We start from the raw sequence: 14,694 nt of genomic DNA on the forward strand, positions 1-14,694 counted from the left end.
CTCCCCTTACGCCTTGGGCAGCCGCGGTTCGACAGCGGCCTTGGCGACCGCCTCGGCGATCTGGCAGGCCTCGTCCGAAGAGGCGACCGCCGTGACTTCCACGTCGACCCGGGACGAGTCGCCGACCGCCAGTGCCAACGTGCACCCGGGGGCGGCGCCGTCGGGCGATTCCTTCGCCTTCCGGCCGTTGATGTCCTTGTCCACCACGCCGCGGCCGGTGTCCCTGACCTGATCGATCGAGGCGTCGTCGCGGACGTTCGCTCCGATCAGCATGGACTTGTCGCTCGCCGAGGCGATCTGCTTCTGGTAGCTGCACGAACGCGCGGAGCCGATCTTGCCGTTCTCCGGCGGATCGAACTGGCCGTAACTGGTCAGGTCGTTCATTTCGAGGAGCGAGCAGGGATCGGTGATCGACTGCGTGCCTCCGCCGCCCGAGGACGAGCTCTCCGGTGCCTTCGACTCGCTCGCCGCCGGGGATTGCGCTGGTGAGGCGGTTCCGCCTTGGGTGGTGGTGCACCCGGTCAGGAGGGCTCCGCCGGCGAGGAGCGGGAGAACGACCCGAACGAGGAGTTTCGTCATGACCTCAGCCCTGCTTGTTCCGGAACGCGGCGAAGGCTTCGTCTTCGGTTTGGTTGTAGAGGCTGGTGGCCCGTTCCAGCGCTTTGTCGGTCTGCGTGGCGATTTCCCGCAGCTGCCCCAGCACCGCCCGCGCCGAACCTTCGCTTTCGGTGGCGCTCTTCTGGTCGTGCGAGGCGACGGTCTGCCCGTACGGGTGGCTCCCGAGCCGGGGCGCCTGATCCAGCGCGTACACCTTGTACCCGAGGCGGTCGAGGTCCTTGACCAGTGCGGTCAGCGCGTCCCGGATCGGCTTCACGCCCTCCGGGGTGATCCTGAAGCCGCCGCTCGCCGCCGAGGCGACCAGTTTGTCGGTCTCCGCCTTGACGCTCTGCACCGCCTCGGCCATCGCACCGGAGGAAAGCGGATTCACGATGTCCGACATCGATCCGCCACCACCGTCGGCAATCAACATCGCTGCTCCCCGATCATCGCTTCGCCCGTGCGTGTGCACCCGGAAGTCTACTAGCCGGACACCCAGCGCAACCGCTGTTCACCGATCTCCCCCTCGGACGCACCACCCGCGCCACCGGTTCCGCGGCGGTCAGAACTGGCCTTCGAGCTGGGCGTACAGCTGCTGGGCCAGGCGGGCGTTGTCGGCCGGGGCGTAGGTGATCCAGCGCTGGCCGTCGGCGGCCGCGCGGGAGGACATCAGCCAGCGGCCGCTCGGGGTGTCGAACCAGGCCAGCGGGGGGAACGCACCCGCTCGGGTCTGGGCCGTGAACTGGCCGATGCGCTTCTTCGGCTCCTGGAAGACGCGCTCGATCATGCGCATCTGGGGGCCGCCGCCGCTCTGGGAACGCGGGCCGGTGACGCCCGCGAAGGGGTCGTACGCCTCTTCGCGGCGCTCCTGGCGGGGCTGCTGGGCCGGCCGGGAGATCGTCACCGACTGGCCGGGGGCCGCCGGGGTCAGCGGGAGGAGGTCGACGATCGCCGGCACGATGCCCGTCGGGCGGACCTCCTCGAAGACGAGCAGGTTCTCCTGCTGGCGGGCGAGCACCGCGAACTGGCCGTCGGAGGCGACGCGGGCGAACAGGTGCCGGTCGCCCAGCTCGGCGGCCGCGTTGATGGTCACGCTGCCCCGCACGAACGTGGCCAGCGCCAGCTCGGCGTCCGGGTCGAGGCGGCCGCGGCTCCACAGGCCGCGGCCGGTCAGGTCGCGGACCACGGCGTCGCGGATCATCGCGCGCTGCTCGACGGTCGTGCCGACGTGCGGGACCTCGAACGGCGTCGGCGCGCGGCCGAGCCCGAGCTGTTCCAGCAGGATGTCCACCGCTGCCAGTGACAGCGAGAACGAGTGAGGCATCGCGTCCGTCCCCCCGAGGGTCTTCCGGCTTCGCGAAAACGGTAGTCCACCGCCGTGACAACCGGGGGTTCGCCCCGGGCCGGGGCTCCGCCACCCGGAGCCCCCGAACGAAAGCTCCGCCCTCAGCGAACCCGCTTGCCCGGCGAAGATCGCCGCTGGTCCGATGGACGCATGGCCGACTCGAAACCCGCCCTCGTCCTGCACCTCGCCACCGGCGGCGAACCGCTGCTGTTCGCCCTGACCACCGAAGAATCCGGGAAGCTGGCGGGCAGGCTCCCCCAGCTCGTGAAGGCCGGCGCCGTCGAAACCGTGACCACCAAGGACGACTCGGTGGTCGCGGTCAACTTCGCGCACGTCGCCGCCGCCTACATCGACGACCTCACCCGCAAGAGCAAGGTCTTCGGCCTGCACGCCTGAGACGGCGAAGGCCGCCTCACGACGTGCGTGAGACGGCCTTCGCGCGAAGAGCGTCAGAGCTTGTACAGGCGCTTCCAGTTCTCGCGCGAGGTGAGCTCCGGCATGGCCCGCTTGTACTGCTCCTGCACCGCCGCGCCTTCCTTGCGCAGCCGCTGGATGACCCGCGCGCCCTGCTTGGCCAGCGCGAACATCTTCACCCGGTCGTAGGACCGGACGCGGACGCCCTCCTGGCTCGCGTCGGTGACGACGGCCGTGTCGAACAGCGCGATGTGCCACCAGTTGGCCTCGTCGATCGGCACCGCGCCGAGCCCGAAGCGGCTGCGGCCGAGCACCCGGTCGAGGACCCGCTTGATCAGCACCAGGCGCTGCATGCTGGGCCGCGGCGCGCTGTTGATGATGCCGATGTCGTTGGACGCGATGCCCGGGACGTCGGTCGCCTTGTGGCGCTTGGTCTCCGGGTAGTCGTCGCGGATGCGGCGGATCTCCTTCATCGCCTCGACCCCGCCGTCACGCAGGATCTCCGGGCCCTTCAGGAAGTCCTCGACGGCCTTGATCAGCGTCGCCGACAGGCCGTACTGCATGCCGAGCAGGTAGCGGACCAGCTGCGCGATGAGCACCCGCGAGAGCAGGTTCAGGTTGAACGGCGAGTGCAGCGCCGCGGTGATGATCGAGTTGCGCAGGTTGAAGTACCGGTGCCACTCGTCCCAGTCCTTCATGTGGAAGTCCGCGTGCCACACGCCCGCACCCGGCAGGGTGACGGTCGGGAAGCCGTGCGCGCGGGCCCGGTAGGAGTACTCGGCGTCGTCCCACTGGAAGAAGAACGGCAGCGGGTAGCCGGTGGCCTGCACGACCTCGTAGGGGATCAGGCACGACCACCAGCCGTTGTAACCGGCGTCGAGGCGGCGCTCCTGGCGGTTCGGCTTCAGCGTCTCCTCGTCCACGCCGAGCAGGTCGGCGGTGGAGAGCGAGTGCTCCACCGGCTGGCCGGGCTCGAGGGTGTTGAGGCGGGCGTACTCCGCGCCGACGTGCAGCTGGTTCGGGTGGAACAGGTTGAGCATCTGGCCGCCGACGATGATCGGGTTGGCGGCGCGGTTGGAGAACGCCGTCATCCGGATCACGAGGTCCGGCTCGAGCAGGACGTCGTCGTCCATGAACAGGACGTTCGCGTGCTCGGTGGCGGTGTGCCCGGCCACCTCGAAGAGGCCGCGGGTGAAGCCGCCGGCGCCGCCGAGGTTCGGCTGCTTGATGTAGTGCAGCTTGTCGCCGAGGTCCTTGGCGACCTGCTCGAAGCCGTCGCGGGACTCGACGAGGTCGGTGCCCTGGTCGGCGACGTAGATGGCGTCCAGGGTTTCCAGCGAGGAGACGTCCGCGGCGAGGGCCTGGAGGTTCTTGAGGCAGTCGTCCGCGCGGTTCATCGTGCAGATGGTCACCGCGGTCGGGCGGATCTTCTCCGGGGCGTCGACCGTCCAGCGGACCTGCTCGACGCGCAGCGTCTGGCCGCCCTCGGTCTCGAGGTCGAGCCAGAGCGCGCCGCCGTCGTAGAACTTGTCGAGCTTGCCGGTCAGCGACACCTTCGCCTGCTTGGCGTCCTTGACCTGCTCAGCGGCCACCACGCGCGGCTCGCCCTCGACGTCCGAGGCACCCATCGTCAGCAGGCCGGTGCCGGTGACGACCGCCTCGACCGAGACCTCGGTCACCGTCGTCCAGCGCTGCCAGTAGCTGGCCGGGAACCGGCCGAAGTAGGTGTTGCCCGACACCTTGGAGGCGGGCTCGAGGCTGATCGACGCGCGTTCCCGCACGGCGGCGCCCCACTCGAGCTCGGCGTACAGGTCCTTGCTGACGATCGGCGCCGGGCCGGCGTAGAGCCCGCGCTGCGCCGTCAGGCGGCCCTGCGGAGTGTGCTCGGTGAACCGCGTCTCGGCGGCCGCGCCGGCTGTGGTGGTCGGCGCCGGGGTAGCTGTTTTACCGGGCATTGGTTCCTCAGTTCTCCTCAGTCGACGGCTCGCGGAAGACGACCCACTTCAGCATCACGAAATTGATCACGGTGGCGGTGGCCTGCGACACGGCCCAGCACAGTGTGTGCTGCCACGCGGACTCCGGCAGCACCTGCAGCATGAGCTGGTTCACCCCGACCGCGACGAAGAACGTCACGGTGTAGAGCAGGACGAACGAGCCGACCTGCGCCTTCCCGTCGCGGCGCCCGCCGGCGAAGGTGAACTTCCGGTTCAGGAAGAACGCCGTGGTCGTGCCCACGATGAAAGAGATAGCGCGGGCGATGTCGACCCACGGTGAGGTGGCCATCCCGGCCACCTGGGTCAGCAGCGTGTAGGTGCCCAGGTCGACGAGGGCGCAGAAGCCCCCGATCAGGGCGAAGCGGATGAGCTGGCCCAGCAGTCCAGGAGAGGACTGCCCACTCGCCGTTGGGGGGTCCAGGGGGGCCCGCCCCCCGGCCGGGGTCCGGGACTCGGCCCCGGATGCCACAGCCGCTACGTCGGCTTGCGGATCGGTCGCCACCACTGCTTTACCTCGTCACCTGAGTCATGGTCACCCGCGCGGGCGCTTGTACCTTGATGCGCAAAGTGTAGAGATGAGCACTTCAGGGTCACGTCTCGGGCGTGGTTGGGCGTGGCTACCCTGGTCGGGTGACCCACGTACCCAACACACAGCGTCGCACGCTCATGGGCTGGGCGCGGACCGCACCGACCACGGCCGACGTGCTGACCACGGCCGACGTGGAAGAGATCGCACGCGCCGTCGCCCAGGCGGGTGCACGCGGCGTGATCGCCCGCGGCCTCGGCCGATCCTACGGTGACCCGGCGCAGAACGCCGGCGGCCTGGTCGTCGACATGACGGCGCTGAACCGGATCCACTCGATCGACCCGGACTCCGCGCTCGTCGACGTCGACGCCGGCGTCAGCCTCGACCAGCTGATGCGCGAGGCCCTGCCGTACGGCCTGTGGGTCCCGGTGCTGCCGGGCACGCGCCAGGTCACCATCGGCGGCGCGATCGCCAACGACATCCACGGCAAGAACCACCACAGCGCGGGCAGCTTCGGCAACCACGTCGTGTCGATGGACCTCGTCACCGCCGACGGGCAGATCCGCACGCTCACGCCGGAGGGCCCGGACGCCGACCTGTTCTGGGCGACCGTGGCCGGCATCGGCCTGACCGGCATCATCGTCCGGGCGAAGATCCGGATGACGAAGACCGAGACCGCGTACTTCATCGCGGACAACGAGCGCACGAACAACCTCGACGAGACGCTCGAGCTGGTCAGCAACGGCTCCGACGACAACTACACGTATTCGTCGGCGTGGTTCGACACGATCTCCACCGGCGCGAAGCTGGGCCGCGCCGCCTTCGGCCGGGGCTCGCTGGCCAAGCTGGACGAACTGCCGCCGAAGCTGCGCGCGAACCCGTTGAAGTTCGACGCCCCGCAGCTGGCGACGCTGCCGGACGTCTTCCCGAACGGCCTGGCCAACAAGCTGACGTTCGGCGCCATCGGCGAGCTGTACTACCGCAAGACGCCGAAGGCCGCCCGCGGCGTGATCCAGAACCTGACGGCCTTCTACCACCCGCTCGACATGTTCGGCGAGTGGAACCGGGCGTACGGCTCGAACGGTTTCCTGCAGTACCAGTTCTCGACACCGCTGAACGCGCACGAGCCGCTGCGCAAGATCGTCAAGAAGATCGCCGAGTCGGGGCACGTGTCCTTCCTCAACGTCTTCAAGCGGATGGGCGAGGGCAACGCGGCGCCGCTGTCGTTCCCGCACCCGGGCTGGATGGTCTGCGTCGACTTCCCGATCAAGGCCGGCCTGAGCCGGTTCTGCCAGGAGCTCGACGAAGACGTCCTGGAGCTGGGCGGGCGGCTGTACACGGCGAAGGACTCGCGCACCTCGCCCGAGACGTTCGCGAAGATGTACCCGCGGCTCGAAGAGTGGCGCAAGGTGCGCGCGGCCATTGACCCCGAAGGCGTTTTCGCCTCTGACATGAGCCGGAGGCTCGAACTGTGATCGACGCGGTGGGCAACCCCCAGTCCCTGCTCCTGCTCGGCGGCACGTCCGACATCGCGCTGGCGATCGCCGAGAAGTACCTGGCCGAGAAGCCCCTGCGGGTCGTGCTGGCCGCCCGGCCGTCGCCCCGTCTGGACGCGGCGGCGCAGCGCCTGAAGGACCGCGGTGCCGAGGTGTCCACAGTCGACTTCGACGCGAAGGACACGGCGTCCCACCCGGCCGTGCTGGCCAAGGCGTTCGAGAGCGGCGACATCGACGTCGCGGTCGTGGCGTTCGGCCTGCTCGGCGACCCGGAGGAGGTCTGGCAGGACCACGCGAAGGCGGTCGAGCTGGCGACGGTGAACTACACGGCCGCGGTGTCGGTCGGGGTGGCGCTGTCGGAGAAGCTCAAGGCCCAGGGCCACGGCACGGTGATCGCCCTGTCGTCGGTGGCGGGCGAGCGGGTCCGCCGGTCCAACTTCGTGTACGGCTCGACGAAGGCCGGCTTCGACGGGTTCTACCTCGGCCTCGGCGAGGCGCTGGCGCCGTTCGGGGTGAAGGTGACGGTGGTCCGCCCGGGGCACGTCAAGACGAAGATGACCGAGGGCCTGAAGGACGCCCCGCTGGCGCAGACGGCCGAGCAGGTGGCGGAGACCGCGGTGAGCGCGGCGCGCGCGGGCAAGGACCTGGTGTGGGCGCCGGCGCAGTTCCGCCTGGTGATGTCGGCCCTGCGGCACGTCCCGCGGCCGATCTTCCGCAAGCTGCCGATCTGATTCAGGTTTCGCCGAAGGCCCGGACCGCGAGGGCCGGGTCTTCGGCGACGAACTTCACGACGCGCACGGGCTCGGTCCGGCCCAGCGGCGCGCGTGCTCGCAGCGCCCGTTTTCGGTACTGACCGGCGGCCCCACCCAGACCTGGCCCGTCAACCGCCCGTGGCGTGGGCGGGGATCAGGTACAGGTTCTGGCTGCCCACCCACGGTGAGTCGATGTGCCAGGTGGCCAGCGCCGCCGGTGGTGGGGTGCGGCGGGTCGTCGCCAGGACCAGGTCCGGGCTGATCGGGGCCACGCTGTGGTCGAAGTTGTGGAAGTTCGCCTCCAGCAGGGCGCGGCCGAGGTCGTCGCTGCGGCGCTTGGTCTCGGTGATCGCCGGGTCGACCGCTCCGCGGTCGGAGAACTCGTCGACCAGCTCGCAGTCGCACGCGTAGGCCAGTGCGCCGACCTCGCCCGCCGTCTCGACCTTGCGGCCGTGCGCGATCGCCGCGAGCTCCTGGCCGATTTCGCGGTACTCCGTCGTCGAGGCGTGGTTGCTCGTGATCGGCGCGAACTGGCGGGGCAGTCCGGGCAGCGCATACACCGCGACGCTCGCCGCGAGGACCGCTCCGGCCGCCGTCCACGCGCCGCGGCGCACCCACTCCGGGACCGCTGAGGCGCAGGCGGCGAGGAAGATCGTCGCGCCGATGATGCTCGGCGCGTAGTACCAGTGGTAGGGCGGCACGCCGAGCTGGCTGTAGGCCAGGTAGTGCAGCGCACTGGCGACGGCCAGCGCCGCGAACGGTGTCAGACGGCGGGCCGTCTCGGAACCACGGTGGCACCGGACGAGCCAGGCCACTCCGGCGAGGGCGGCGAGCAGCAGCGGCAGGAACGACAACGCGGCCGCCGCCGGGAAGTTGCGCCAGTACAGCAGCGGGCCGTTGGTGAAGCTGAACGGACCCCACGACTGCTGACTGATCTTGATGACGAGCGTGTCCGGCACGGCCGAGCCGAGCACCAACCAGCTGAACCCGAACCACGGCAGCGTGACGGCGAGGGCGGCGAAGGCCGTCCGCCAGATGCCGGTCCAGAACTCGCGGCGGGCGGCGAACAGCACCGCGGCGAGCAGCAGCAGGTCGATCCGGACGAGGGCGAGCAGCCCGATCACCACGCCCAGGCGGCCCGGCCGGCGCTCCCCCGCGTAGACCAGCGTCCAGACGACCCCCGTGGCGCCGAGCGCGACTTCCAGCCCGATCGAGGACAACAGCAGCGGGTTGACCAGCAGCAAGGCGAACGTCAGCGGCGCGAACGTCGCCGGCAGGCCGGAGCGCTCGCCGAGGCGGCGCAGGCCCAGCACGAACAGCACCTGCGCGGCGACGAACACGACACCGGCGGCCAGCACGGCGTCGCGCACGACGAACGTGACCGCGCCGAGGAGGAGGACGTTCAGCGGCGACGTCGCGGTGTTCGCCGTGCCCTGTTCGATCAGGCCCCAGTGGCCGTGGAAAGCGAGGTTCTTCGCGTAGGACAGCGTGATGTAGGTGTCATCGATGAGATGGCTGCTGACCAGGGCGAACACAAAGGCGGAGGCGGCCGCGGCGCCCGCCGGCAGGGCCCAGGACCGGGCGACGGGGATGGCCGCTGGGAGCGCGCGGACGGCTTTGGGGAGTTCTGCGGAGGCGCTTCGCATCCGGAATACCGTACCCCGCTCGTGATGATTCTGTGATCTGAGCGGGGTACGGGTGGCCCAGGCCACAGTGTCGGATCAGATGCCGTCCCCGGTGCCGGAGCCGGTGTTGCCGCGCCCGCCGAAGCCGGGACCGCGGTCGTCGAAGCCCTGGTCGGGGCCGTGGTACTGGCGGTGGATGCCCGGGCCGCCGTAGCGCGGGCCGTGGTGGGACGCCGCGGCGATCCCGCCGACGACGCCGCCGCCGACCAGCAGGCCGAGCAAGCCGGCGCCGACGAGCTGGGTGGCGCGGTGGCCGACGAACCGCCGGAACCCCCCGAACGGCCGCGGCGCTGGTTGAGCAGGACCCCAGGCGGCGTAGTGCCGGCCGGGGCCGGGCTGGGACAGCTGCGGAGTGGGCGGTGGCTGCTGGCCGTGAACGGCGGTCCGGTCGGCCGGTGTGGCGCCGGACGCCTGGCCAGGCCCGGCAGCGCCCTGTGCGGCGGCCGCCGCTTGGCCGGGATCTACGGGCTCGGCCGCACTCTGCGCGGCGGCCGCTCCCGCGGCCGGGGCTGGCGCTGCCGCCGCTTGGCCGGGATCTACGGGCTCGGCCGCGCTCTGCGCGGCGGCCGCTCCCGCGGCCGGGGCTGGCGCCGCCGCTTGGCTCGAATCTGTGGGCTCGGCCGCGAACGCGGCGGTGGGAGGCGCCTGCGCCGCGACATCCCCTGAGGCCGCAGGAGCAGGTTGGCTCGGCTCGCCGGTCTCGGCGGAGGCGGCAGGCGCGGTGGGCGCTGGAGCCGCCGGTCGACTCGGCTCGGCAGGCCCGGAAGCGGCGGCCGGCTCGCCGGTGGCCGCGGGGCTTCGGTGGACCGCCGTCGGCTGGTCGGCCTGGGTCGGGTGCTCGACGGTCGGCTGCTCGGTCGCGTCCGGGGCCTTCTCCTCGCGCGGCTGGTCGTTCATGGTCGCTCCTGTGGTCACGGGGCCGGGCGCAGTGCCCGCCCCCACCACCTCAGGGTGCGTCGCTCAGCTGTGCGTCACCTGAAACGAACCTGTCGATCCGCCATGAGAACTCACAGGTAGAACGCCAGGAACAGGGTGATCACCCAGGACGCGCCCAGCACCTGCAGGATGCGGTCCTTGAGCGCGATCTCCTCCGGCTCGCCAGCGATGCCGCCGTCGACGTCCACCGCGTACCGGAGCACCGCCACCAGGAACGGCACCATCGAGATCAGCGCCCAGACCGAGTTGTGCTCGGTCTGGCGGATCTCGAACGCCCACAGGCAGTACGACATGATCAGGATCGCCGCCGACGTCGCCCAGACGAACCGCAGGTAGCTGGCCGAATACTTCTTCAGCGACGAACGGATCTTCGCGCCCGTGCGCTCGAACAGCATGATCTCCGCGTAGCGCTTGCCCGCCACCATGAACAGCGAGCCGAACGCCGTGACCAGCAGGAACCACTGGGACAGCGCGATGCCGCCCGCGACACCGCCGGCGATCGAGCGCATCAGGAAGCCCGAGCCGACGATGGCCAGGTCGACCACCGGCTGGTGCTTGAGGCCGAAGCAGTAGCCGAGCTGGACGGCCTCGTAGACGCCCAGCACGACCGCCAGCTGCCAGCTGGCCAGGAACGACACGCCGAGGCCGGCCAGGAAGAACACGACCGCGGCCCCGTAGGCGACGGGGACCGGCACGATCCCGGCCGCGATGGGCCGGTTGCGCTTGGTCGGGTGGGCGCGGTCGGCCTCGACGTCGATGGCGTCGTTGATGAGGTAGACCGAGCTCGCCGTCAGCGAAAAGGCCACGAAGGCGATGATCGCGTCGATCAGGAGACCGGTGCGGTCGGTCGACTTCGAGAACGCGAAGAACGGGGCCGCGAAGACCAGCACGTTCTTCACCCACTGCCGCGGCCGCGCCGTCTTGATGACGCCGCCGACCAGGCCGAACGGCCCAGGTGACGCCGTCGGCTCGACAGCCCCGGGAGTCACGGCAGTTTCGTCGCTGTTGCGCTGCTCGGTCGTCTCGCTCATGGGTTCTTTTTCAGCTTCCGTCGTATCAGACCACCGACGAGCCCCCCGAGGGCCGCACCGGCCAGAACGTCTGTCGGATAGTGAACGCCGAGCACGAGCCGCGAGGCGAGCATCGGCGGTACCAGGGCGGGCACCAGGTTACGCCCGGTCAATCCGGAGTAGAGCACCGCCGCCGCCGTGGTGGACGTCGCGTGCGACGACGGGAAGCTCAACTTGCTCGGCGTGCCGACGAGGACCTCGACGCTCGGGTGGTCCGGTCGCGGCCGCCTGACCACGCGTTTCACCGCGATCGACGCGGCGTGCGCGCCGACGACCCCCGCCGACGCGACCAGCCAGTCCTTGCGCCGCTTCTTGTCGACGACCGCGCCGAGCACGCCCAGGCCGAACCAGCCGATGGCGTGCTCACCGAAGTGCGACATGCCGCGCGCGGCCTTCACCGAAGCTTCACTCTTCAGAAAGCCCTGGGCCTTCGCGAGGACCGCCACCTCGCCGGTGGGCTGTCCCTTCTCAAGCATCGAGGGACCCGTCGAGCGGCGCGCCGTCGGTCAGGTGCGGGGCGATCTTGTTGTCGAACGCCGACAGCGCCGAGCCGATGGCCATGTGCATGTCGAGGTACTTGTACGTGCCCAGCCGGCCGCCGAACAGGACGTTCTTCTCGCGCGCCTCGGTCTTGGCCAGCTCCCGGTAGGCCTCGAGCTTCTCGCGGTTGTCCGGCGTGTTGATCGGGTAGTACGGCTCGTCGTTCTCCCCCGCGAACCGGGAGTACTCGCGGAAGATGACCGTCTTGTCCTTCGGGTAGTCCCGCTCCGGGTGGAAGTGGCGGAACTCGATGATCCGGGTGTACGGGACTTCCTGGTCGTTGTAGTTGACGACCGAGGTGCCCTGGAAGTCGCCGGTCTCGGCGACCTCGGACTCGAAGTCGACCGTGCGCCAGGTGAACTTGCCCGCCGAGTAGCCGAAGTAGCGGTCCAGCGGCCCGGTGTAGACGGTCGGGGTGCCCGCCGGGATGTGCTCGCGGACGTCGAAGTAGTCGACGTTCAGCCGGATCTCGATGTTCTCGTGCTCGGCCATCTTCTCGAGCCACGCGGTGTACCCGTTGACGGGCAAGCCCTCGTAGGTGTCGTTGAAGTACCGGTTGTCGAAGTTGTAGCGGACCGGCAGGCGCGTGATGATGTTCTCGCCCAGGTTCTTGGGGTCGTTCTCCCACTGCTTCGCGGTGTAGCCCTTGATGAACGCCTCGTAGAGCGGGCGGCCGATCAGCGAGATCGCCTTTTCCTCGAGGTTCTGCGCGTTGGCCGTCTCGAACTCCGAGGACTGCTTCGCGATGAGCTCGCGGGCCTCGTCCGGGGTGTGCGACTTGCCGAAGAACTGGTTGATCAGGGCCAGGTTCATCGGGAACGAGTAGACCTGGTCCTTGACCCGCGCGAAGACGCGGTGCTGGTAGCCGGTGAACTCGGTGAACCGGTTGACGTACTCCCACACGCGCTTGTTCGAGGTGTGGAACAGGTGCGCCCCGTACTTGTGGACCTCGATGCCGGTCTCCGGGTCGGGCTCCGAGTACGCGTTGCCGCCGATGTGGCTGCGTCGCTCGAGGACGAGGACCTTCTTGCCCAGCTCGGCCGCGGCCCGTTCGGCGACCGTCAGGCCGAAGAAGCCGGACCCGACGACGACGAGGTCGTAACCTGCGAAATCGTCTTCAGTAATGTTGGCGGGGTTCGTGTGCGCGCTCACGGGCGTCGAGGGTACGGGGGTCGCTGACCCGGCCCGCACCCACCTATCACATTTCGGCCTACGACACACCTGGAAAGCAGTGCCTGCACCCGAGGACTTCTGGAGCTACTTCGGCGCGGTGGCCACCTACCTGGCCGTGCTGGCGGTCCCCGGCGGGGTCGTCGGGTGGGCCGCCGGCCTGCGCGGCTGGGCCCTGGCCGGGCTCGCGCCGCTGCTCAGCTACGCCATCACCGGCCTGGCCGGGCCGTGGCTCGCGATCGCGCACATCCCCTACGGCTCGCCCAGCGTCGCCGCGGTCACCCTGCTGCTCGCCGCCGTGCTCTACGGCCTGCGCCGCCTGGCCACCGCGCGCGGCTGGCTCACACCGGGCGCCGAGGAGCCGGCGGTGCCGTGGACCCGGCGGGCGCACCTGGCCGTCGGGGCCTGCGTCGCCATCGCCGTCGCGGTGTCGATCGTCGTGGTCGTCACCGGCCGCGGCGGGACGACCGCGGTGTTCCAGCGCTGGGACACCGTGTTCCACGCGAACGGCATCCGCTACATCGCCGAGACCGGCGACGGCTCGCTGACCGGCATGGGCACCATCAACTGGTACCCGGACGGCTCCTTCTACCCGAACGCCTACCACCTGGTCGGCGCACTGGTCTACGAGCTGTCCGGGACGTCGATCCCGGTCACGCTGAACGCGATCACCATGCCGATCGCCGGGCTGTTCGCGCTGGCCATGGCCGCGCTGGTACGCCAGCTCGGCGGCCGCGCGGTGTTCGCCGGCAGCGCCGCGCTGGTCGCGGGCGGCGCGACGACCGGGGCCTACGAGTCGGTGTCGAGCGGCCTGCTGCCGTTCGCGCTCGGGATCGTGCTGACGCCGCTGGCGGTGATCGCGCTGCAGCGGTTCGTCGTGCGGCCGGGGGTGGACACCGGCGCGGTGCTCGCGCTGACCGCGACCGGCCTGCTCGCCGCGCACTCGAGCGCGCTGTTCGGGGCGGTCCTGTTCGCGTTCCCGCTGGTGGTGCAGCGCTGGTACCGGGCGCTGCGCGGCCGCCGCGTCGACGGCGTCCCCGAAGGCCGGGGGGCCGGGCGGGTCATCGGCGGCGACGTCCTGCGGATGCTGCCGGTGATGGTGGTCGCCGGCCTGCTGGCCGCCCCGATGATCCTCGGCGCGATCGGCTTCACGGCCGGCTCGTACCCGTACCACGCCTGGGGCTCGCACATGCCCGTGTGGAAGGCGCTGGCCATGCTGGCGACGTTCAAGCAGGTGCTGCCGGTGCCGCAGATCTGGCTGACGGTGTTCCTGGCGATCGGCGTGCTCACGCTCGTGGCGCTGCGGCGGATGCGCTGGCTGGTGCTTTCGGCGCTCGGGCTGTCGGCGTTGTTCGTGGTCGTCGCCTGCTTCGGCGGCGAAGACTGGGTGATCAGCCTGTCGCGGCCCTGGTGGAACGACCGGTTCCGGCTGATGGCGCTGGCGTCGATCCCGCTGTGCCTGCTCGCCGCGCACGGCATGAGTGAGACCCAGCGGTGGCTGGCGAAGGTCGCGAGCGGCCGCGCCTGGGTGCGCGCACGGCCGTGGCTCACCGGCCGGATCGGCCTGGCGACGGCGGTGCTGCTGGTCGTGGCGATGGGCGTGCTGACCGGCGGGTTCTACCGCTCGGCCAACGCCAAGACGGTGTCGCTGCTCTACTACAACGGCCTGCCCGGCGAGGTGGTCCCGCCGGTCAGCCGGGACGAGATCGACGCGATGGACCACCTCGGCACGCTCGGCATCCCGGCCGGGCAGAAGGTGCTCAACGACCGCATGGACGGCACGGCCTGGATGTACGCGCTGACCGGCGTGCACCCGGTGGCCGGCCACTACGACGCCGGCGTGGCCCCGCCGGACGCCCTCTACCTGGCCGAGCACTTCGCCGACTACGACAGCGACCCGCAGGTGCGCGCGGCCGTCCGGCGGCTCGACATCCACTACGTGCTGATCGGCAGCGGCACCATCCGCCGGGACACGCCCATCGCGCGGGGGCTGCAGCACCTGGACGGGCACGACTTCCTCAGCGTCGTGTACCGGAACCCGGGTGCGGTCATCTACCGGATCGTGAAGTAGAACGCCCTCGTGGCCGCGGCGCCCCAGCCGCGGCCACGAGGGCCCCCGCACCCCCGGGGTGATTCCGGTCGTCTGGAAACAGAGACGCCCGGGAACCG

At 70.5% G+C, this 14,694-nt stretch carries 14 protein-coding genes; 4 read left to right on the forward strand and 10 right to left on the reverse strand.

Annotation, left to right across the window (positions count from 1 at the left end):
• Window positions 1-6: 6 nt before the first annotated feature.
• From ACLJOU_RS01860 to ACLJOU_RS01870, 3 genes are all read right to left on the reverse strand, one after another.
• On the reverse strand, window positions 7-579 hold the full coding sequence (locus tag ACLJOU_RS01860) for a DUF3558 family protein (protein WP_410562396.1): 573 nt from the start codon (window positions 577-579) through the stop codon (window positions 7-9).
• Window positions 580-583: 4 nt separating this feature from the next.
• The gene (locus tag ACLJOU_RS01865) at window positions 584-1,069 is read right to left on the reverse strand and encodes a hypothetical protein (RefSeq protein ID WP_410562398.1); all 486 of its coding nucleotides are present in this window, start codon (window positions 1,067-1,069) and stop codon (window positions 584-586) included.
• A gap of 90 nt (window positions 1,070-1,159) precedes the next feature.
• Complete coding sequence (locus tag ACLJOU_RS01870) at window positions 1,160-1,921, reverse strand: ESX secretion-associated protein EspG (protein WP_410562400.1); 762 nt, start codon at window positions 1,919-1,921, stop codon at window positions 1,160-1,162.
• Between the two features lie 171 nt (window positions 1,922-2,092).
• Between ACLJOU_RS01870 and ACLJOU_RS01875 the strand changes: the two genes are divergently transcribed.
• Complete coding sequence (locus tag ACLJOU_RS01875) at window positions 2,093-2,338, forward strand: hypothetical protein (protein ID WP_410562402.1); 246 nt, start codon at window positions 2,093-2,095, stop codon at window positions 2,336-2,338.
• A gap of 53 nt (window positions 2,339-2,391) precedes the next feature.
• Here ACLJOU_RS01875 and ACLJOU_RS01880 read toward each other — a convergent pair whose 3' ends face one another.
• Together ACLJOU_RS01880 and ACLJOU_RS01885 are read right to left on the reverse strand one after the other, a co-directional pair.
• Window positions 2,392-4,311 carry a glycosyltransferase gene (locus ACLJOU_RS01880; protein WP_410562404.1) on the reverse strand — a complete coding sequence of 640 codons (1,920 nt, stop codon included), beginning with the start codon at window positions 4,309-4,311 and terminating at the stop codon, window positions 2,392-2,394.
• A 7-nt stretch (window positions 4,312-4,318) separates the two neighbouring features.
• Entirely contained in the window at window positions 4,319-4,855 is a 537-nt protein-coding gene (locus ACLJOU_RS01885) for a GtrA family protein (RefSeq protein ID WP_410562406.1), read from the reverse strand.
• 161 nt (window positions 4,856-5,016) lie between these two features.
• Between ACLJOU_RS01885 and ACLJOU_RS01890 the strand changes: the two genes are divergently transcribed.
• Window positions 5,017-6,351, forward strand: a complete 1,335-nt coding sequence (locus ACLJOU_RS01890) for an FAD-binding protein (protein ID WP_410564662.1) — start codon at window positions 5,017-5,019, stop codon at window positions 6,349-6,351.
• The gene (locus ACLJOU_RS01895; RefSeq protein ID WP_410562408.1) at window positions 6,348-7,103 is read left to right on the forward strand and encodes a decaprenylphospho-beta-D-erythro-pentofuranosid-2-ulose 2-reductase; all 756 of its coding nucleotides are present in this window, start codon (window positions 6,348-6,350) and stop codon (window positions 7,101-7,103) included. The genes ACLJOU_RS01890 and ACLJOU_RS01895 overlap by 4 nt, the downstream gene beginning before the upstream one ends.
• A gap of 149 nt (window positions 7,104-7,252) precedes the next feature.
• Here the strand turns inward: ACLJOU_RS01895 and ACLJOU_RS01900 are convergent, their stop codons facing one another.
• The 5 genes from ACLJOU_RS01900 to glf all read right to left on the reverse strand — a co-directional run bounded on the left by ACLJOU_RS01900 (window position 7,253) and on the right by glf (window position 12,507).
• Window positions 7,253-8,770, reverse strand: coding sequence for a hypothetical protein (locus ACLJOU_RS01900; protein ID WP_410562410.1), 1,518 nt, complete (start codon window positions 8,768-8,770; stop codon window positions 7,253-7,255).
• A gap of 75 nt (window positions 8,771-8,845) precedes the next feature.
• Complete coding sequence (locus ACLJOU_RS01905; RefSeq protein ID WP_410562413.1) at window positions 8,846-9,706, reverse strand: hypothetical protein; 861 nt, start codon at window positions 9,704-9,706, stop codon at window positions 8,846-8,848.
• Between the two features lie 110 nt (window positions 9,707-9,816).
• The gene (locus ACLJOU_RS01910; RefSeq protein WP_410562414.1) at window positions 9,817-10,776 is read right to left on the reverse strand and encodes a decaprenyl-phosphate phosphoribosyltransferase; all 960 of its coding nucleotides are present in this window, start codon (window positions 10,774-10,776) and stop codon (window positions 9,817-9,819) included.
• Entirely contained in the window at window positions 10,773-11,291 is a 519-nt protein-coding gene (locus ACLJOU_RS01915) for a phosphatase PAP2 family protein (RefSeq protein WP_091305309.1), read from the reverse strand. The genes ACLJOU_RS01910 and ACLJOU_RS01915 overlap by 4 nt, the downstream gene beginning before the upstream one ends.
• Complete coding sequence (gene glf, locus ACLJOU_RS01920) at window positions 11,284-12,507, reverse strand: UDP-galactopyranose mutase (RefSeq protein ID WP_410562416.1); 1,224 nt, start codon at window positions 12,505-12,507, stop codon at window positions 11,284-11,286. Before glf ends, ACLJOU_RS01915 begins: the two co-directional genes overlap by 8 nt.
• Window positions 12,508-12,586: 79 nt before the next feature.
• On the opposite strand from glf, the gene ACLJOU_RS01925 reads away from it, so the two are divergent.
• Entirely contained in the window at window positions 12,587-14,596 is a 2,010-nt protein-coding gene (locus tag ACLJOU_RS01925; RefSeq protein WP_410562417.1) for a DUF6541 family protein, read from the forward strand.
• Window positions 14,597-14,694 lie beyond the last annotated feature (98 nt).

The organism is Amycolatopsis sp. cmx-4-61 (genome assembly GCF_046548775.1).
GTDB lineage: Bacteria > Actinomycetota > Actinomycetes > Mycobacteriales > Pseudonocardiaceae > Amycolatopsis.